The 19977-nt window shown below is 46.2% G+C and carries 15 protein-coding genes; 4 read left to right on the top strand and 11 right to left on the bottom strand.

Going from position 1 to position 19977, the window contains the following annotated elements; genetic code table 11:
- Positions 1–11 precede the first annotated feature (11 nt).
- Positions 12–848 carry an NPCBM/NEW2 domain-containing protein gene (locus tag BUQ87_RS13595; protein WP_038265653.1) on the bottom strand — a complete coding sequence of 279 codons (837 nt, stop codon included), beginning with the start codon at positions 846–848 and terminating at the stop codon, positions 12–14.
- A 264-nt stretch (positions 849–1112) separates the two neighbouring features.
- Here BUQ87_RS13595 and BUQ87_RS13590 point away from each other — a divergent pair, with 264 nt between their 5' ends.
- Both BUQ87_RS13590 and BUQ87_RS13585 read left to right on the top strand, forming a co-directional pair.
- The gene (locus BUQ87_RS13590) at positions 1113–2324 is read left to right on the top strand and encodes an Ig-like domain-containing domain (protein ID WP_038265656.1); all 1212 of its coding nucleotides are present in this window, start codon (positions 1113–1115) and stop codon (positions 2322–2324) included.
- Between the two features lie 214 nt (positions 2325–2538).
- On the top strand, positions 2539–4845 hold the full coding sequence (locus BUQ87_RS13585; protein WP_038265659.1) for a two-component regulator propeller domain-containing protein: 2307 nt from the start codon (positions 2539–2541) through the stop codon (positions 4843–4845).
- A gap of 218 nt (positions 4846–5063) precedes the next feature.
- Here BUQ87_RS13585 and BUQ87_RS13580 read toward each other — a convergent pair whose 3' ends face one another.
- The 4 genes from BUQ87_RS13580 to BUQ87_RS13565 all read right to left on the bottom strand — a co-directional run bounded on the left by BUQ87_RS13580 (position 5064) and on the right by BUQ87_RS13565 (position 12482).
- Complete coding sequence (locus BUQ87_RS13580) at positions 5064–7568, bottom strand: Ig-like domain-containing protein (protein WP_038265662.1); 2505 nt, start codon at positions 7566–7568, stop codon at positions 5064–5066.
- Between the two features lie 130 nt (positions 7569–7698).
- Positions 7699–9474, bottom strand: a complete 1776-nt coding sequence (locus tag BUQ87_RS13575; RefSeq protein WP_159434346.1) for a transglycosylase SLT domain-containing protein — start codon at positions 9472–9474, stop codon at positions 7699–7701.
- A gap of 324 nt (positions 9475–9798) precedes the next feature.
- Positions 9799–11580, bottom strand: coding sequence for a lectin like domain-containing protein (locus BUQ87_RS13570; RefSeq protein ID WP_052636155.1), 1782 nt, complete (start codon positions 11578–11580; stop codon positions 9799–9801).
- A 236-nt stretch (positions 11581–11816) separates the two neighbouring features.
- Positions 11817–12482, bottom strand: a complete 666-nt coding sequence (locus BUQ87_RS13565) for a hypothetical protein (RefSeq protein WP_038265663.1) — start codon at positions 12480–12482, stop codon at positions 11817–11819.
- 149 nt (positions 12483–12631) lie between these two features.
- On the opposite strand from BUQ87_RS13565, the gene BUQ87_RS13560 reads away from it, so the two are divergent.
- Complete coding sequence (locus BUQ87_RS13560; RefSeq protein WP_038265666.1) at positions 12632–13342, top strand: hypothetical protein; 711 nt, start codon at positions 12632–12634, stop codon at positions 13340–13342.
- A 49-nt stretch (positions 13343–13391) separates the two neighbouring features.
- Here BUQ87_RS13560 and BUQ87_RS13555 read toward each other — a convergent pair whose 3' ends face one another.
- The 6 genes from BUQ87_RS13555 to BUQ87_RS15335 form a co-directional block, all read right to left on the bottom strand.
- The gene (locus tag BUQ87_RS13555) at positions 13392–14300 is read right to left on the bottom strand and encodes a DegV family protein (protein ID WP_052636156.1); all 909 of its coding nucleotides are present in this window, start codon (positions 14298–14300) and stop codon (positions 13392–13394) included.
- A gap of 11 nt (positions 14301–14311) precedes the next feature.
- Positions 14312–15667, bottom strand: coding sequence for a diguanylate cyclase domain-containing protein (locus BUQ87_RS13550; protein ID WP_038265668.1), 1356 nt, complete (start codon positions 15665–15667; stop codon positions 14312–14314).
- A 295-nt stretch (positions 15668–15962) separates the two neighbouring features.
- Entirely contained in the window at positions 15963–17369 is a 1407-nt protein-coding gene (locus BUQ87_RS13545; protein WP_200774474.1) for a peptidoglycan D,D-transpeptidase FtsI family protein, read from the bottom strand.
- A complete protein-coding gene (locus BUQ87_RS13540; RefSeq protein ID WP_052636157.1) occupies positions 17350–18582 on the bottom strand; it encodes an FtsW/RodA/SpoVE family cell cycle protein in 1233 nt (410 codons plus the stop codon). The genes BUQ87_RS13545 and BUQ87_RS13540 overlap by 20 nt, the downstream gene beginning before the upstream one ends.
- 13 nt (positions 18583–18595) lie before the next feature.
- On the bottom strand, positions 18596–18979 hold the full coding sequence (locus tag BUQ87_RS13535) for an FHA domain-containing protein (RefSeq protein WP_242943847.1): 384 nt from the start codon (positions 18977–18979) through the stop codon (positions 18596–18598).
- Between the two features lie 295 nt (positions 18980–19274).
- Positions 19275–19448, bottom strand: coding sequence for a rhodanese-like domain-containing protein (locus BUQ87_RS15335; protein ID WP_159434345.1), 174 nt, complete (start codon positions 19446–19448; stop codon positions 19275–19277).
- A 294-nt stretch (positions 19449–19742) separates the two neighbouring features.
- On the opposite strand from BUQ87_RS15335, the gene tnpA reads away from it, so the two are divergent.
- Positions 19743–19977, top strand: a 235-nt coding sequence (tnpA, locus tag BUQ87_RS13530; protein WP_416389735.1) for an IS66 family insertion sequence element accessory protein TnpA, incomplete at its 3' end; no start/stop codon positions are given.

The following is a 19977-nucleotide window of genomic DNA, read 5'->3' as shown; positions in this document are numbered from 1 at the left end:
TGCTTTTGATATTACCTTTTTAGCCCTGCCGATCCTATATACGCTTCAAAAAACGTACCTTGACCAACCTCCTGAGGACTTACTCCAAACTCTATCCTAAGCTTGCTTGCTCCTGATACGTCCACTGACAATTCCTGCGGCATTAGCCCAGCCTTTATCTCCTCATTGCTGTATACGAGGTTCTCATCAGCATATATCTTGACGTAGCCTTCTCCCTCCATGAATCTATTTTCACCATTTATGACAAGTTTTCCGCTGAAAAGAGAATATTCTCCACCCAGGTAATAGTCAACATAAACCTTGTTCTTTGCCGGATAGGCTATATCTGAGCTTTCATTTGTAAATTTTGCCCCTATTGCATTCGTGTGCTCATATCCAGTGTTGTCTGCAACCTTATCCAGAGTCAATATCTCATATTTGTAAAGCCCTTCCTTTATATGCTCTTCCTTGTCAATGGGCTCCGTCTTTGAAATATAAAAAGGAACATCATTGGTCTTAAATGTTACTGAAATACCTTTGTCTAAGCATATTCCATTTTCCGCCACTATGTCAGTATTCGCATATATAATGTAGTCTTTTTTAGGCATGTATGGATTTACAGGCTTTATCCTCACTCTAGAATGGTCAGCACTGTCAATCTCGACATCCGCTGCTATCCTGTTGCTGTTAAAGTCCAGTATCCCTATGTTCTCAGGCGTAAGCGTAGTTTCATCAACAGGTGTTGTAAATTCTATAGTCCAATCCTTATCCAGCGCTACGTCACTGAACGACTTGGGATAAGCATATGAAAATGTTCCCTGCAAAAATATTGCTATTAAAATTGCAAAAACATACGATTTTCTCTTCATCCAAACATCTCCTCCGAATCTAGTCATTATACTATATATGTAAAAATACATTATTGAAAATACATATCTTTATCATTATATCATAGTTTATTTATTGGAAAATATATTTAAGGAAATTATAATGTGTCATGACGGCTTCAAAATACATTAATTTTAAAATCAGAAAAAACTTCTAAAGTGTGGTTTTAGTTTCTACTTTAATTGGTATAAAAGTGGTATGAATGTATCTTTTTCAATATCATATTTCAAAGGGGGTTTAATCATATGTCTATATCCAAAAACACTCAGTTTAACAACTTGAGACTGCACTGCATTTTTGCTTTTTCAATTTTGATTTTCTTGTCTTCCTGTGCGTTTTTCAATGCGCATGCAGCTCCAGACGAATCGCTTTATGAAGAATTTTATCCTTCATACGACACAGTTGCTTCAGAATACATATGGAACGTAAAGTTCTCGGATTCCGTAGATTTGGATTCGGCCAAGACGGGAATATCCATATACACAGTGGATTCTTCAGGAGGCCTCCAGGAATTCCCCATAGTCCCGGCTCTGGATTCTTCAGATCCTACTGTAATCAAGCTGAATCACGCTTTGGCATTTGAAGGCAATTCTTCATACAAACTGTTCATAGACTCAAGCGTGAAAAGCCTGTCCGGCGACAGCCTCACCGAGCCTGTTATTATGAATTTTTCCACATATCCCGAATCAACCGGTGATTTTTCAGCAAGCACAAGCAGTGTTCTCAAGCTGATAAGCAATGATGAAAGCAATCCTGCCTACAAAATAAATTCAGCCTACCCTTATATTGAAGTCCAGTTCAACAGGCAGATTCATGCCGACACGCTTTCAAGCCCGGGCGGATTTTTGCAAGAACCCGGAGGAATCACAAGCGGCGGAATGCCACATAATCTTTATGTCAACGGCAAGCTTACCGATGCGACAGTCGTGGACTTCGAATGGGCGGATGAAAGTACGGCGTATCCGAAGCTGTATATGGAGGTGCGCGGAGCCGCTAATATAAGCGAAGGCTCTACAGTAAAGTTCTCATTCAAGCCAAACACCATAAAGGACGCATCCGGAGAATACCTTCCAACCGAAGAGCTTTCTCAGACTGCTCAAAACTTCAGCACGCCAAAGCCAAGCAGCGTACTCTTGGCAGAGAGCATATTCCCAGGATCTATTAAAAACGACCCCACTAACGCTGGAAACGGTCACATCCAGATATACTTTCCTTCCGGCACCGATCTGAGTCCGATAATCGCAATGGACAAGGATCTTATAATGACAAAATCAGACGGTACACAATATACCGCACAACTTCACATGGACAATGCAGGCATAATAGAGTACGGAATATACCACATAATGGACGTCAATATAAACGTTCCGTTTGAAATAGGGGATACATTCACATTTTCAGGACTGGACGGCACGAATCTCAGTTCTCTAAAGCTCATAGTCACAGAGCTTCACTAAGCTCAACTCCCGGCCGAATGTACGTCCATTCTGTTGCTATTTGATAGTGAATCCTCAATAAAAACAAACCGCCCCGCCGCAGCTTCACCGCGGGGCGGTTTGTTTTTGTTGAAGCCCTTTTTTTAATACTATATAATTTAATTAAAGCGATACAAAATACTATATGATGACTATTTAAGGGGTTATGCCCCAATATTTGTATGGGAGTGATTGTATGATTCGAAAATTGTTTTTGACTTTATTTGCAGCAGCAGTTTTGTATTTATTTTCTTTTTCATCTTTTGCAGAGGAGTGGAGCTCCATTGAAACAGACGGTATTCCCTACCTCAATCCTGAAGGCATCTATTTTGATAATGACGGCGGCAGATGGATCACCGGCCAGAGCAAAGAAAAAGGCAGTGTGTTTTTCTGGTCTGAAGACGGAAGCCACGAATATTACGACAGCGCATATACCCGTGGGAATATAAAAAACGACGCCCAGGTTAAGGACATGCTGTTTGACGAAAAGGGCTCAATGTGGTTTGCAACCTGGGGCGATGGGCTTAAGATCAAAAAATCAGATGGAACATGGCTTTCATTCAACCAAAACGACGACTATGACAAGTACATAATGTCTGACGAGGTCATTCAGATACTGGATGCGGGCGCAGAAGGGAAATGGATTCTGACCTACGCGGGCGCATATCTTGTATCTAACGATTATGAAGTGGTGTCCGGCAAAAGCCATATCCTTTCAGACCTGCACCCAGCGTCCATTTTCAGGGACAGCAGCGGATACCTGTGGATAGGGACTGAGTACGGAATTCTTACGGATTCAAATTCCGAAAACGGATATCTCGATTATGTCAGCAACATATATTCAGGCTCCAACGTTCCTCCCGCAGACTATTCCCATGCATTTTCAAGCATCGCGCAGGACGCGGACGGAAACATTTGGTTCGGCTCCAGCAACTACGGCATAGATGGAATATACAAGCTGAGTGCTGGCGGCCAGTGGAGCAAATACACGGACTCCGACCCTTCAGTGCCGTCTGTTTCAGTGACCGACATGGAATATGACAGTGAAAACGATGTGATTTGGGTGAGCACATACCACGGCGATCTTATAAAGGTTTCCTCAGGCTCTATTCAGTCTTACAGCGGCGAAAGCCTCGGAATATCCGGGGATTCAATCCATTCCCTAAGGCTTGACTCCGATAATGGCCTCTGGCTGATATGCGACGATTTCATGTCCAGCATATATGAAATAACGGACTTTACAGCAGGGCTATCCAGCAAGTACAACATAAACTCCACATCGAATTCGCTTGTATCTTACAGAATCCACGACATGAAAATAGACAAAAGCGGCGGCCTATGGGTTGCAGGAGACGACGGAGTTTCAAGGAGAACGCCTGATGGCGAGTGGATTCAGTACAAAAATCTCGGGCCTTTCCAGGCAGGCGGGATCACGGCTGATTCAAACAACATAGTCTATATAATAATGTGGAAGGGTGAAGTGAAGGCATACGACGTCCAAAATGAAAAATGGATAGACATAGTTCAGCCTCCCGTGGAGATATTCGCCGCATATGGAGCATATACCGATTCAAAAGACGGCAAATGGTTCTACACCGGAGACGGAGTTTACTACCTGAGCCCCGACAACGGTTCATGGGAGATATACTCATACGAATCTACAGGCGGCGCCATTCCGGATAATATAATAAGCTGCGCATACGAAGACAGCATCGGCAACATATGGATAGGCACCAGAAACGGGGCTGCTGTAATGTCAATCGACGGAAGCTGGAAGGGCTTTTCCTCGGGCGACTCCGGCTTCATGGGCGGAGAAGTAAACAGCTTTGTGGAGTCCGATTCAGGCATACTTTACGCCTCAGGATCTTATGGGGTTCAAAAATATTCACAAAGCGGCTGGACTAACGTTGGCTATAGCGATTTTCCCGGCGGGCTGGCTTTGAAGATGGAAAATGGAGACATCTGGTCCGGCACCACTCTCTTGAAGAAAAACGGAGAGAAAATAAAATACGACAGCGATTCTACAGGCGGCGTTATTCCCGAAAGCAGCTATCTCGGAGGAATTCTCAAGTCCTCAGATTACGACCAGTACGGAGATGTCTACTTCGCATACATGTACGACGGAATAAAGGTCGTAAGCGGGATTCAATGGGACTCTTCTCAAATCGGCGACACCCCCGTGGACGAGAGCAAGTATTCCCTGTGGAATTCACAGTCCACTCCTGCTGTAAGCACAGGCTATATATGGAGCATAGCCCTTAGCGGCGAGGCCGACAAGTCCACTGTAAACAGCTCGAATATATTCGTGTGCAAAAATGGAAGCTCAGTTAAGCATGACGTCTCTGTAGCACTGAACACTTCAGATCCTAGTACGATTGAAATAAGACCAGTTTCGCCGTATCAGCCTTCGTCGGACTATGTGATATATATTGGCGATTCCATAAAAAGCTCAAACGGCAAAAGCCTTTTGGAAGCCATAAGATTTGAGTTCAAGACAAATTAATGTAAATATGGAGCATGAGCGTTGGAAGCAACTGCCCATATGTGATACAAGGATTCTTATATATCCATATCCCCAAAACAAAAATGAGCGTCCGTGGGGATCAGCCCCACGGACGCTCATTTTTTGCTCTTCAATGCCGCAATCAAAATCAAATAAAACATCTATTTGCATTTCATTCAAAATACTGCTCAGCAAATCCAAAAACAATTACAGACAGTCTATTCGACAGATATGACAGCTCCCTGCTCATCATACCTTGTTGTAGCGACTGATATGACCTGACCGCTTTGGAACTCTGTGACAGTCTTTGCGCTTAAAGCTCCGTTTGGATAGTAGCCGCTGTAGTAAACCCAGGTTCCGTCCTTTTGTCCGTTCACATAGCTACCTTCCATTTCAAGATTGCCTGTCCATTCATCCCATCTTTTGTACATTCCGTGGTACTGTCCGTCTTGATAATTCGATTCCTCGACAAGTTCTCCCGATGAAGCGTACTGGCGGTACAATCCGCTTCTTTTTCCCATTGAATAGGTCTCATTTTTTATAAGAACGCCTGCAGAGCTGTATGTCAGCCACTGCCCGTCCTTTTTCTCCTCGTAATAATACCCTGTCTCAAGCAAATAGCTTCCCTGAACTAATATCTGGCCGTTTGAATGCCATATCTTGTAGGGTCCGGTCATATATCCATCTATCCTGTATGATTTTTCGTAAAGCTGGGATTTTGATGAATCATAGTATATTTCGCAGGCCCCCTGCCACCTTTTCAGATCATCGTCTTCATAATACTTGAATACATAGTATTTGTCTCCCAGCTGGGCCTCTTCCTCTACTATCCTTAAATAGTCAATATCCATCTGTTCCTCGTAGTCCTCTTCTCCGCCAGTTTCATCCTCGTCTTTATATCCCGGAATATTTATGAACTGATACTCATCCGTATCCGCCCTTTTAACCTTCAAGAGCGCATCCCCCGTATTTGCGAACATGTCAAAGCCCCATGAAATGTCATTTCCGCCTTCAGCGAGCTGGGCGCTCTTCCCGTGTATCACGCCCTGACCGCCGACTATCGATATGCTGAATATGGAGCCTGGCTCGGCCTGGCTCGAATCAACCGAGACAGTATAGCTAGGAGCTGACCCTGAAAGAACCGCGCTGAACGAGGCCGCACTGTCTGTCTTATCTTCGCTCTTGTCCTCCTCGGGCTCTATGTCCGTCTGCTCGAATGTCTCTCCATCCTTCATCTCAAGCTCTGCATCCTGCGTTATTTCCTCTGTAGTCGCGGATGAATCCGCCTTTTCCTTCAGCCAGTTTTCAAGACCTTCCTTGACGCTGTCCTTTACAGTGTCCTCTATCTTCAGAACCTCTATCTTCTTTGGAGGGTTTTCTCCCGGCTCTTCCCCCGGTGCAAACACAGACTCGTCTGTCACCTTTATTCCAAATAGCTTGCCTTCCTGGAAGGCCTCCCTTTCCATGTCTGCGACCATGAATGTATTGCATACCCAGTCCGCCGCCGACGATGTGTTTTTGACATTGTAAAATCCCATTACCCCGGCAGCCGGAGCCGTCACGCTTCTGACCTCCGTAACCATCGCAGTGAATCCGTTTCCTTTCCCAAAAGCTATGCCCGCACTGTCGGCAGACACCTCAAGCGCAAGATCCACCCCAGACATGACAAGTGTTGCACCTCCCTGCCTTACTATCTGCGCAAGCCCAGCCTTGCCCGCTGCCGTAACGGCGGCTCCCGCCTGACTTATAGTCATTCCTCCCGAAGCAACTCCACCTGTTATTATCGCTCCGCCTACAAAAAGAGCCACCTTGCTTCCATCCTTTATGACAGTGGCGGTGTTTTCAAGGACTTCCATGGTATCACCCTCATTGTTCCACGCCTCTGCCTTGAGCTCTTCCTGTGACATCTTAAGCATTGCAAAAGCCCTTCTGGCGTCAACCCCAAGATGATTTGCAAGAGTCTTTATCTTCCTTCCCGCAGGCGCGGCGTCGAATACAGCAGTTATTTCATCTTTGTCGTACGCGCTGGCGACAACCCTTTGAGCCGACACCTCATACGGCTGAGCCTTTTGTATAAGCGCATCGCACTCAATTTCAAGCTGGGCGCTTTCCATGTCGACCTTGTTCCAAAGCCCAAGGGCGCAACTTACCGCCTCGCTCCACGTCTCGTAGCTGACCTTTGCGGGATCTACTTCAAGCACCTTGGCCGTAATCAGCGCAGCCTCCTGGTAAGTCTGGGCCGCATTGTATGTACTGTACTGGACAGCCTTCAAATCCGTGTTTACATCCTCCGGCAGAACCTCGCCGCCAGTGGTCACCATGTCCATCTTCAGCTCATCGTACGACACCGTAGTAAAACTCTTTTGCACCTCGTTTGAAAGATACTCTCCTTCGACAGACTTCAGGCTCGACTTTACCAGTATACTGTACTCCTGGCCGTATTTCACCGAATCAATAGGATTGATATTCACCTTCTCACCTTCTATTGAAAGCTCCGTCCTTATTTCGCTTCCGGCCTGGTCCGTTACAACCACATTGTCGCTTACAGTATACGGATCTACATCTTTGCTGAAGCTTACAGTCCACGCCTTGTCAACCGGAACGTCGTAAATTGGCGAAAGCACCGTGGCTGCGAATGCAGACGCGCTTGAGAATACGACAAGCCCTATAGACAGTACAATCCCTGTAGACCTTTTCAGTAAATCCGCAGCAGTTTTTTTCATAACACCAGCTCCCTTTCAATTTCACTTTTACAAATAACTTCCAACATATTCGCATTGCACGCCTGGCATAGAATGCCACACATTTTATTTTTGCCGCCATCTTAATTCCTATTGCCATAACATTTTTACACTATTTTACCGTAAACTCCATATAAGTTCCATTTCCAATGTTCCTGCCGCTTGAAGACTTCAGATTTTCTCCTATGCACAGTCTGTATGTTCCAGCGTCATATCCGCCCGAATGAGGGTTTATCCGGACCGAGCTGCCTCCTACGACTTCAACATCAGCATCCAATGTTTCTCCCCACTTGTCTGTGACATAAATTCCGCCGCCTACTGCAGAGGCCCTGTCCACGCCGTCGCTGAATCTCACCGTCCAAACCTTGTTTTCAGAAACGGTCTTTTCAGATTCCTGCCATTTTTCAAAATTGGCATCCTGGTAATTCCTGACCATATAAAATGCAGCTGCAACGTCCTGGGAGTCCACAATCCCGCTGCCGTTTATGTCGCAGGAATCATATTCAAATCCCATTCTATCCCTTATTAGCTCTATGTCATCCATGGTATTTCTGCCGTCCCCGTCTACATCACCGCTTTTGGCCTCCTTGGCCCAGTTCATGGCAACCCAGCCCACGCCTTCGTCGTCGCCTATCACCTGGACATTGTATCTGATATAGCCGCCGTGAAGCTGCGGCCCCTTGACAACAGCCATCACATATCCGTTTGAAACGTTCCCTATTTTATTCCAGCCGTCGTCCCTAAGCACAAGTCCGCTTACAGCAGTGCATGCAATCACGTCTCCCGCCGAATACTGCGCAAATTTTTCGCTGTGGGACGGCCTTGGCGTTGAAAAATTTGCGTACTTGTCGGGAAGGCCGCTTTCGGGAAGGTCATTATCATCCACCGGTGTTATTGACTGTCCAAACTGAGAATAGGCATATCCAAGCACCTTGTCCTGGTAGGCCTCCCGTTGAACCCATGTCGCATGATCGTATGGGATCATATTCGGATTGTTGCTTTGGGACCATCCGTTGTAGGCCCATATGGCAAAATACCAGTTTTCAAGGACCCTCGGGTCGCCGTCTCCTATTGTAGGTATTAAGGGGCTGCTTTTAAACGCATATCCCCATTTTTCAAGTAGTATCGCCGCCCCCGCCTCTATGTTGTACCTTATGTCGTATTTGAGCCTGTTCAAGTCGTATGAAGTGTGAACGCCCGGGGTCACCTGCATTATGCCGTAGCTCACCCCGTCAAAGCTCACAAGCGGGCTTCCCCCGCTGAACTGCCTCATGCCGCTTTCAGTCCAGGCTATTGCCTTCAGTATCACAGCTGGAATTCCCTTTTCGCTCGCTACATCCTCTATAATGGCCTCTATTTCGCTTCTTGCCGGATTGGAATACCCTTCCGACGACTGCATCGACACCGGCCTGTGCTCCTTTGAATCCTGAAGCACAAAATCGCCTCCATTGTATATGTACCTGTCGCGCCTTGTCATTGAAGGCTGGGCATTTGAGTCTCCCTCCTCGTACACGGGAATCCTTTCAATCAACGCCCCACCTTCAACGTCCAGAGTTCCCCTGTATATCCCGCTTCTTTCAAATATAATGTCGGCCCTTCCGTCATCCATGGAATACACCTTGTACGAAAGGCTTGACGAACTGCCCCTCTCCTTCGAAGCCACTACCATCTCATCTTTCCCGTCTCCGGTCACATCTGCTGAAAACGCCCTGTAAAAGTCGCCGTCAATATCAAACTCAATTCCATATATTACGGCATTGCCTGCGGTCGTGAATATGTCGTCATCCACCCCGTCGCCGTCAATGTCAAAATATACATAGCCCGATTCAATTTCAATATCGCCCGTCTCATTCTCATATGCCAGGCATGCGCCCGGTGCCAAAATCAATATATAAGCCGCCAGACAAGTAATAATCCTATTGAAATTCATAAAACCCTCCTTTCAAAGCACTTCTATGAGCTGTTTGCAGCTCTTTGCCCGTACTACTATCATTATACCAAATTCACGGCGCCAATCGACACTGTGCAGGCAAATGAAACACAATTGAAATATAATATGCCAAGCTGTAAAAATAAAACAGCGAATCAGTATGAAAAATGAGAAAATCGCTATAAAAGACCGGCCTTTCAAAGGCCGGTCTTTTTCAGTCCGAATCAACTGCATCAGTCTATGACATTTTTAAAAATTCCATACTTTGTAAGCTTAATGAATCTAATTTTCAACTGTAAACTCCATTCTCAAAGGCTTTTGGAGCTTTTTGCCCGAGTCCGACATGACATCCTTTCCTATCTCAAGGATATATGTTTTTCCCTTTTCATACCCGCTCCCAGGATGTCTTGCTGTAACCTTGCTTCCGTCATCCGAAATTGCAGCCTCTACAGGCAGGCTCTGCCCCGTGAGCTTGTCGAATACAAGTATACTGGATGAGTTTATGCTCTTGGCATCCAACTTGCCGCTAAAGTCTATAGTCCAGTCCTTTAAAGCACCGACATTCTTTTTGGGGCTCCAAATCTCATATCCCGAATCGTCCCATTCAAACGGCTTCGCCTCTTCCTTCACATTGTCCGCATACGCCTTGAGGCAGACATTTGCCTGTTCGTCGTATTCAGCCAAATCACTCCAGTTATCACCGCCGCCGCTTATGAAGCTTTCAGAGGCATTTGCGCTTGCGGCGCTCAAATAGCCCTCTATGTTTTCTTCAACCGGTATAGGATATCCCTCATCAGGAGTTACAATCCTTACCGCAATTGCAAATTTGCCTCCCGCCTTCACATTCACTGTTTCGCCCATGTCAACAGTATGGTATCCTGGCATTTTGAGAACCCCTTCCCCGACCTTTGTCATGTTCGAAAGGTCATCCTCCGAATGATAGTCAGCCGCTGCATACACCTCGTACTCCGAGTTCATCCCCTTCGTGTAAAAGCCCGCAGCCTTTACCTGCTGGTCATATTCGGCCTGAAACACGTTGGCGAACCAGTTTTCCCCCTCGCCGTATCCCATGTATCCCGTGGCTCCGTACTCGTCATGCTGGTATATGTATTCGTAGTTCGAAACATCCTCTACCCCTGCATATACGGTGTTTCCCGTAGCTATTGTCGTGTCATAGTACGACACGTAGAAATATCCGCCCTCGCCCCAGTAGTCTCCCCAGCTGTTCCTGCATATGTACGCGCCGTCGCCTTCAGGCTTTATGGTGAAGTGCTCCTTCGGGAAATTGTCGTCCCATCCTATTATGTTTATCTCGTGGTCAGTCTGTGCGTCCTCGTCAGGGCAGTAAAATGCATATGCCTCCTCATTGTAGTACTGTGCATTGTTTTCAGGGTCGGCACCCAGCACGCCTGTGCTTATGGCTCCGTAATCCATTATCATTTTCTTTATTAGCTCCCTGTCTTCCCTCGGAACAAAATAAATATCCTGGACGTGCTTCTTTATGTCAAGGCTTGCAGGCGATGAGTCAAATTCTTCCTCTGTATACGGATCGTCCGCCTCGCCAACAGGCCCCGCCCATCTAATGTAATAGGCCGCAGCCATGTCGCCGTTTCCACCAGCATCTCTTCCACCTTCAAAACCGTTGTTGTTGAGAAGGTTGTTTTCAGAAAAATCCCACTCCTCTCCAGGAAGCAGTGACGATTCAAGCGCAGCAGTGTTTCCAAAAGTCCAGCACGAACCCAGATTTCCCTGATCCTTTACGGGAGTCTGCCTTCCTTCCTCCCTCAGGTCAAACCTCACGGGAAGCGCAGCTGACGCCCTCAGCTTCTGGTAGCTTCCCGAAATTTCTACGGGAGACGGCACCCTTCCCGCACGGGATTTTTTAGCAGACGAAGGCCCAAAATCCGGCTTGTTGTTCAACTTGTCCATGTACTCCACAAACTCCGGATTCAGCGGCGCGGCATCCGCCATAGGCTGTCCATAGGCAAACGTCTGCGGCCCAATGCACACAGCCCCCGCAATACAAATCGCACATACTCTTTTAAAAATATTTTCAATACTCATACTTAACATTTCACCCCACATGGCTTATTTTTAATTTTCACCTTGATAAATTATATCACACAAGGCTCACATCAAATGCATACACGCCCCAAAGTTAAGGTAAATGTAATGTACCGAATCCCTATAAAATTACATAAAAAAGACGGTTGATTTACAAACCAACCGTCCCCTTTTTTCAAGATTCATACCACATCGAGCGTCCCATGGCCATATCCGGGAGAGTTCACGGCTTTTATTTACTCCGCCCCTATCGGAAAATCATTCGATTCGACAACATCCAGCTCGCTGCTTGTTGAAAGGGTTTTTACAGTTATAAAGACTGCGTTGTCCTCGTCCTTAATCACAAATATGCTCTTCTCACCAATTGGGGTCACCTGAGTAAGCATTTCCTCTCCGCTGAATACCGCATAGTATTTGGCGCTCTTGCTTGAAGTCTGGACAAGAGCCCTGTAAAAATACGGCAAAGAGCCCGATCTTTCAATGGCCAGCGTGATCTCTCCGCTTTCATGCCCAGCTTCAAAACTCATCTTAGCCGCTTTTTCAAGCTTTTCACCCTCTTGTGAAACTATTTCACTCGACGTGAAGAGGGTGTACTCCACCCCTATCTGCCATCCCTCTTGAGGCGGCCTCAGCACCAGCACATAGGGCCTTGAATGTTCATAATGCACCTTTGTCCCGGCAACAACATTCCCATTCTTGTCTTTCACATATACGTCAGAGTCATTTATTCCGTGGAAATATACAGGTCTTGTAAACTCCACAGTCCAAGACTTGTTTGAAGGCACATTCTCCTTTTGGGGAAACTCCTTATATTGCTCCCCCTCTTCCTGTCCAAAGGATATTGAAAAACTAAAACTCAAAATCAAAACCGCAATAAAAGCAGCGACAGCTCCTCTTCTCATATCCCACCTCCATGACTATATTTATACCCATGCAGGCGCCCAAAACTTTATTTTTGTAAATATATTCATGCTCTAAAGGGTACAATTATAACATGTGAGCAGGACGCATATTCTCACTCCAAACATAAGTATGAAAGGTGGTAATTATAATGGGATTTGCCAAAAGAGTCATAACGGCTCTAGTGTTTTCGCTTCTCACGGCAGCATCATCATTCGCCCAGCTTCCAAACGGATCCATAGTTATTTACAACGAGGGTTACGACATCAGCCTTCTCTTCAACAGCGACTATGACGCTCAGATAAATGCGGCTGCAAGCAGCCATCCAGAAAACATATACTACAATATATCAGGCACCTGGACCGAGGTCTTTTCCGGGGAAACCGCAGAAGATTTCAAGTCGTGGCCGCAGATACAATATAATGACCCAGACGGTTTCACAAGGCTTTACGGGCCTCAAAACGGCAGCCCCATACAAAGCGACCTGCTGTGGAGCCTCAGCGGTGAAATCCTCATAGACGGGCCCGACGGCGATCCTGACTCTGAAAACTATATGCTGTTGAAGTTCAACAAGCCCCTTGCACAAGGGGACTACACATCCCTTATTGATGACCTTGGAAGCGGCCAGTTCCTTTCAGTAAACAACGATATCGTGCTCAGCAATATATCGGCTGTCGAGTGGAGCCCCGAGTCTCCCGACGAGCTTGTCCTGTATGTATCAGGCGCCGCAAACATTCCAAGCCCGGCCACCATAAGCTTCAAACTTAAAGGCGGACTTATCAAGGGCCAAGACGGAAGCGCCCTTTCGCAGGAATATCTTGGTGTGAGCAAGACGGTATTTAACAGCCACTACGGCGAATGAACAGGTGAATCAAAAATCCGGACTGCATAAACAGTCCGGCTCTCATTTTTCAATTTATTTTCGGAAGTATCCTGTGCAGTATTCCGTGGCTCTCCACATCCTTTTCCACAAAGAACATGGACACGGCTCCAAGCCCCACATGTATTCCAACCGCCACTCCCATCTGCATTATATATATTTCACCAGAAAAACCCGTTTCATCCTCAATTAGCTTTTTGAGGTTTTGAGCGTATTTCTCATCCGAAGTGTATCCTATTATTATAAAATCCGTTACGCTCTCGTCGTTTCTCCTTTTGAATTCATTGAGATAGTGCCTCAAAACCTGCTTTCTTCCTCGCTCCTTTGCCACTATTGCCCCTTTTCCGTTTTTCATGCTCATTATGGGCTTTATCCTGAGTATCTTTCCTATGAACGCGCTTGCATTTGTAAGCCTTCCGCTTCTTATGAGATGGTCCAGATCGTCCACAGACAAAAAGTGCTTCACCCTCGTCTTATGCTTTTCGTTGAATTCCACAATCTCCTCAAATGAATCCCCCATCTCTCTCATGGCTGCGCTTTTGAGCACCAGCCATCCGCTTCCGTGGCTCATGCACCTTGAATCCACAACGTGTATTTTGGCGCTTGAAGAGGGACTTTCCTCATAGTAGTACTGCCTAGCTATTTCTGCCGACTGGTATGCTCCGCTAGTGCCGCTGGACATGCATATGCACAGTATTTCATCAAACCCTTTTGCCACAGCCTCTTTGATGGCATCAATGTATTCCGCCGGGCTGGGCATGGCGGTTGATATCTGATCCACTTCCTCTATCATACCGTAAAGTGTGTCCGGGTGTATATCCACCTTGTCCCTGTACTGCTTCCCCTCTATGTTTATTGTAAGTGAAGCTATCCCTATATCGTATCTTTCAATCATCTCTGCAGACAAATCGCACGTCGAATCGGCAATAATTTTTATCATCGTTTCCTCCATTAATCTATTCGCTTATTCCTTTGCTTTGTAAGCCTTTTTTCGTCATACATCCTTGAATCCGCAACATGCATCACCTCATCAAGGGTATATCCGTCGGTTGGGTACGAGGCGAGCCCCAGGCTTGGAATAATATCAATTTCTATGTCTTCGTATTTGAACCTAAACTCCGCCTTCGCCCTTATATTTCTCTCCACATGCTTCAAATCCTGAAGCCCCTCATTTCCCGAAACCAATATGAGAAATTCATCCCCTCCAAGCCTGAAAACCCTCTTATCTTTGACTCCGACCGACTCGAGCAGCTTTGCAAATTCAATAAGCACAATGTCCCCCACCTTATGCCCGTAGCTGTCGTTGATCTTTTTGAAGTTGTTGATGTCCAAAATGAAAATCCCAACCAGCTCCCCGCTGCTGTCAGAAGCCTTTGTTACAGCCTGGTAGTGGTGATCCAATACGTATCGGTTATTGAGGCCTGTAAGGCGATCTCTTGTCGCCTGGTATTTAAGCTGATACCTTGTATAAAGAACCATATGTAATAGAAATCCTATAGTCAGGCCTACAATGACCGCACTAGCCTTTAGCATGCCGAACTTTGCCGAAGTTTCCTCCCATCCGCCCAAAGGTTCCACCGCAACCTTCAATGTATTGTTCAAAACCTCTACGTCCAGCTCCAATCCGCCGCGGTCCAGTATCTCCCTATCCCCGTAAAACGGCTTGAGGGGAAATTCATCTTCATTGAAAATGACTATGCTCAGCCCCAAATCGTCTGCTATTGAGTCCATCTGCTCCAAATACCTGTCACCGTCAATGACTATGCTCATCTGCCCCCAGTAGCTTCCCCCTATAATTACAGGATCTCTTACAATAAACCCCATTCCTCCCTGAACAAGCTCTACAGGGCCTACGAAAAACTCCTCAAGGGTTTCTTTCACGCCCAGCACTTCTTCACTTTGCCCTGGTATTTCAGAAAGGTCTACGCCTATTGCCTTTTCATTCCCCGCCTTAGGATAGTTCCATATTATAGTTGTATCCTTCATTATCCCTATGTTTCGAATAAGAGTCTTCTTATCCGACAGAAGCTCGTCCAAGTACCTCTTCGTATCTTCTTCAGACATTCCAGGATTCGTCTGTATATACGCCAGGTATCCCTTCATCAGATTTACGCTCTCATTGATTGTAGACTCTGCACCCGACTGAAATCTTAGAAACCTTTCCATCACCTCCAGCCTTTCCCTCTGCCTGTCCCGGTTTTCAAGAGTATCTATTGCAAATAAAAACACCATTATGCTTAGAGTGCTCACCATAGCGCATATGCTGAAAATGCGCAGCGCATACAGTTTATTCGCTTTTATATTCAAATCACAGTCCCCCCGCTTCCATTGCAATTAAACATTTTTCGACACAATTCAATTTCTTTATTTGATTATACAACATTTTCATATCCATCTGCCCTGAAACTTAATAATTATTGCAAATCATTCATCAGTACAGACAAAAAAGAACCAGCCTTATGGCTGGTTCCTTGTACTCTCAATTTATTTGCCGCTTGGCCATTCCAGACAGCCGGCGGCCTGCTTAAGCCGCCTCGACCCTCATCTTCTCAAGATATGCGCAAACTATAGAAAAGCCTAATAGCAAAAATCGCAGACGCTTTTACTTTCGCGAAAAGTAACCAGTCATCATGTCCCTCGCAATCGGAGCGGCGCTTGCGCCTCCTGTAGAGCCCATGTTTTCAAGCACTACGACAACTGCTACATCCGGGTCGTCTGCGGGCGCGAAGCCCACAAACCATGCGTGCTCCTTTTCCGACTCGTTTTCGGCAGTTCCCGTCTTTCCTGCGACCTTGACGCTTCTGATTCTGGCGTTTTTGCCCGTGCCGCTTTGAACAACGCCTACCATCATCTCACTTATCGCTTGCGCCGTAAGCGAATCGGTCACCGTTTTAAGGGTCTTCGGCTCGATAGACATTATTGTCTTGCCATCGGCGGATACTACCTCCTTTACTATGTGAGGCTCCACCATCTCCCCCCCGTTTGCAATCGTACTCACTGCAAGCAGCATGTTGAGAGGTGTCACTAGCACCTTTCCCTGCCCTATCGCCGTGGCGCCAAGCTCCGCCTTAGACATCCTCCCTGCTGGGAACACTGAGTTTTTGGTCTTGAGGTCAAAAGGTATCTTCTCGTTGAACATGTATTTCTCGGCCTCGCCCCTGAGTGCGTCTTCTCCAAGTTCAAGCCCCAAGCTCGCAAACGCGCTGTTGCAGGAGACCTCCATGGCCTTTTTAATGTCCACCCTGCCGTGGGCCTTCCCGCCGTAGTCCCTGAGCTCGTATCCGTCTATCACTATGCTGCCCTTGCAGTCGTAGCCTGCGCCGAGAGAATTTTCAAGAGCTGCGGTCGCCGTTATTATCTTGAATACTGAACCCGGAGCGTAAAGCCCCATTGTAGACCTGTTCAAAAGGGGGCTTTCCTCGTCTTCAACTATTTCGGCCCAGCTTTCACCCAGATTGGCCGGGTTGAAGTCAGGATTGCTCACCATCGCATATATCTCGCCTGTTTTGGGATTCATGAGTATTATGGAGCCCTTTTTGCCAGAAAGGTGCTTTTGCGCCTTCTTTTGCAGCTCGTGGTCTATTGTAAGCACCAGTTTGTTTCCGTTTTCACTCGGCCCTGTTATCTTTTGAGCTATCTCCTCAAGTGGGTTTCGGGATGCGTTTACAAGGTAGCTGTTGTATGAGTTTTCAAGCCCAGACTTGCCGTACTCCCTGTAGCTGTAGCCTATGACGTGGCTGTAGAGCCTCCCAAACGGATATCTCCTCGCCTGGCCGTTTTCGCCCTTTTCGCTGTACGCCAGCACTGTCCCGTTCCTGTCCAGTATGGAGCCCCTCAAAACACTCTCCTCGCTTGCCCAAAGCCTTTTGTTGTAGCTGCTCTTTACGATTTCAGCCGCCCTGAACATCTGGAAATAGCTCAAATACACCGCAAGGCTCAAAAACATCACCGTAAGCGATACGAGCACCTTTATTATCCTCTTGTCAGTCTTATCCATTGCAAACTTCACCTTCCGCCCCCGCGCCTACCTTTTCCGAGGCCACCTGCAAAATCCCAAGCGCAGCAAGGCTTGAAACCAGCGAGCTTCCCCCGTAGCTAACAAACGGGAGGGTGACTCCGGTAAGCGGGATCATGTTAGTTACGCCACCTACTATTACAAAGGCCTGAAAGCCTATCATCGAAGTGATTCCAAGGGCCATTATCTTGAAGAAAACGTCCTGCTGGCTGAGCGCTATCTTGAATCCCCTGTAAGTCAGTATCATAAAAAGCATTATCACTCCTATGCCGCCGAATATGCCCATCTCCTCGCATATTGCCGAGAATATGAAATCCGTGTGGACTTCAGGTATGGACTGGGGGTATCCGAATCCTATCCCTGTTCCAAAAAAACCACCCGAAGCTATGGCAATCATAGACTGTACAATCTGATATCCCCTGCTGTCCGCATACTTCCACGGATCAAGCCATGCACTGACCCTCACCTCCACGTGCCCCACAACGAAGTAGCTTGCAAAGGCTATGACGATTGCGGCCGCTATGTTGCAGTATATGAGTTTCCTGTCGGACTCGAATATATAGAATATGGTCATGAACACGAAATAGAATATCATTGCCGTGCCCAGATCCCTTTGCAAAAACAGTAATCCTATGAACGCATACACCGCTGCGATGAGGCAGTAAGAGTTCATAAATCTCTCCTTTTTGCAGTAGTATGACGCCATGAAAAACACGAATACTATCTTGGTGATCTCCGTAGGCTGGATTGTAAATCCTCCGACCCTTATCCAGTTGGTGGCACCCTTTATCCTGACTCCAAGCGCAAGAGTGGCTATGAAAAGTAGAAATGACACAATCATGTACTGTTTGGTCCAGTTCCTCCAGCCCTTTACCTTTTTGACCAGGATGTATGATGTGAAATATGTGAATATACCCGCTGCAAGCCATGTGACCTGGCGGATTCCATACTCGGGGTCTATCCTGTATATCATTATGACCCCTATTACAATAAGCATGCTCATTATCATGAATATATAGTGGTCCCCGGCCGACACCTTAAGCAGTATGAAGTTGGAGGCGTAAAGAATCACGGCCAAAAGGAGCCCAAATCCGAGAACCAGTCTGTCGAAGCCCCCGCCCCGGATGCTGAGGAGAAGCGCCGCCATGATGTTGATAAGCATTATGAGGTTTTGAGGCGTTTTGTAGTCTAATAGTTTCCGAATCATGATTACCCCTTCTCTACTTTGATACGAACAAGAACTCCACCTGTCCCATTCTTATCCTGTCCTGGTTCTTAATATGAGTCCTGCCTTCTATGCGCTTACCGTTGACATAGGTCCCGTTTGCGCTGCCTGCGTCGTCTATGAAGAATTCATCCCCGTCCTTTATTACATTCAAATGCTCGCTTGAGATGAAAGGGTCGTTTATGACTATGTCGTTCCCCTTATTCCTTCCTATTCTCACGGACCTGTCCAGAAGGTACACCTCTTCGATGTCAAACGGGAGATATTCCCTAAGCACTATGAGCCTCAGGTATGAATGGGCGCTTTTGACAGCGCTGAAGCTCCTTATGTCAAGGTATATGAGCCTTATTATCGAGAATATGAAAAAGTAGATAATCAAAATGAACAAATAGCGAAATATCAGAGATAGTATATTGAACATGATAACCCCTGCCTTGTTTTTTATTATATTCTTTACAATATCACTGTTTGAATATAAAAGCCATACACCAATTAATAATTATTTTTCAGTTTGAAACTGCGCAGCTGCATAGCTTAAGCTTAATCCAACAAATGTTTAGGTTAATTATCCCCCCTTATCCCCGGTCTTTTACAGCGAAAAGCCGCAGGCTTTTTTCACCGCCTGCGGCTTTTCGCAAATCAGTTTGTATTCATTTTTGATAGGGTAATCTGTACTATTTTTCCAGAAGCTCGTCGTAAGGCCATCCGCCTTGACCGTTTTCAAGTATGAATAGTCTTTCAGCCTTTATTCCTTTTTCTTCAAGGTGCTGGACAGTTCTCTCTGCTCCGCCTTTTCCTCCCGGACAAACAACTATTATAGGATTGTCTCCTTCAAGCTGAGGAAGCACTTCTGAGTGCCAGCTTTAATGAACGCTCTTTTGCTGATATGACCACCCCGTTCAGCACCAGCCCTTCCTGCCATGTGTTCCCGTTTGAAATTCATAGGGAAAACTCCTTGGAAACAGGATACTTTATTTAATCGTAGGTGGTCAATTCTATTCGTTAATCAGTGGTCACTTTTAAGTGTAAATCTATACCGTGGGGCTATACTTGTTTTCCGTATCCGTCAAATACAACCCACATGGACTCCAAAAGTAAGAAATGAGATAATACACCAAAGATATTAAATCGGAGGTGTTTTTATGAAAATAGATGAAAGTAGAGAAATTTGGACTAGCCGCGTAAGCGACTTCAAGTCAAGCAATCTCACTCAAAAAGCCTGGTGCGAAAAAAATGACATCAAGGTCAGTACTCTAAGATATTGGATCAGGAAGATTCGCAGTGCAGCATCCACTCCGGAGGAGGATTTCGGATTTTGCGGATTTGAATTTGCAAGCGTTTGTGTTTCTGAAGCGTTAGCTCCGGCTCTTGTAATAG

Origin of the sequence: Peptoclostridium litorale DSM 5388 (assembly GCF_900141635.1) — a bacterium.
GTDB lineage: Bacteria > Bacillota > Clostridia > Peptostreptococcales > Peptostreptococcaceae > Peptoclostridium > Peptoclostridium litorale.
Note: the sequence above shows the minus strand (reverse complement) of the source record. Positions and strands in the feature narration are given on the sequence as shown.

Excerpts from the sequence above, each read along its gene's own strand:
- BUQ87_RS13595 (WP_038265653.1), bottom strand. The coding sequence starts at position 848 with ATGAAGAGAAAATCGTATGTTTTTGCAATTTTAATAGCAATATTTTTG.
- BUQ87_RS13590 (WP_038265656.1), top strand. The coding sequence starts at position 1,113 with ATGTCTATATCCAAAAACACTCAGTTTAACAACTTGAGACTGCACTGC.
- BUQ87_RS13585 (WP_038265659.1), top strand. The coding sequence starts at position 2,539 with ATGATTCGAAAATTGTTTTTGACTTTATTTGCAGCAGCAGTTTTGTAT.
- BUQ87_RS13580 (WP_038265662.1), bottom strand. The coding sequence starts at position 7,568 with ATGAAAAAAACTGCTGCGGATTTACTGAAAAGGTCTACAGGGATTGTA.
- BUQ87_RS13570 (WP_052636155.1), bottom strand. The coding sequence starts at position 11,580 with ATGAGTATTGAAAATATTTTTAAAAGAGTATGTGCGATTTGTATTGCG.
- BUQ87_RS13565 (WP_038265663.1), bottom strand. The coding sequence starts at position 12,482 with ATGAGAAGAGGAGCTGTCGCTGCTTTTATTGCGGTTTTGATTTTGAGT.
- BUQ87_RS13560 (WP_038265666.1), top strand. The coding sequence starts at position 12,632 with ATGGGATTTGCCAAAAGAGTCATAACGGCTCTAGTGTTTTCGCTTCTC.
- BUQ87_RS13555 (WP_052636156.1), bottom strand. The coding sequence starts at position 14,300 with ATGATAAAAATTATTGCCGATTCGACGTGCGATTTGTCTGCAGAGATG.
- BUQ87_RS13540 (WP_052636157.1), bottom strand. The coding sequence starts at position 18,582 with ATGATTCGGAAACTATTAGACTACAAAACGCCTCAAAACCTCATAATG.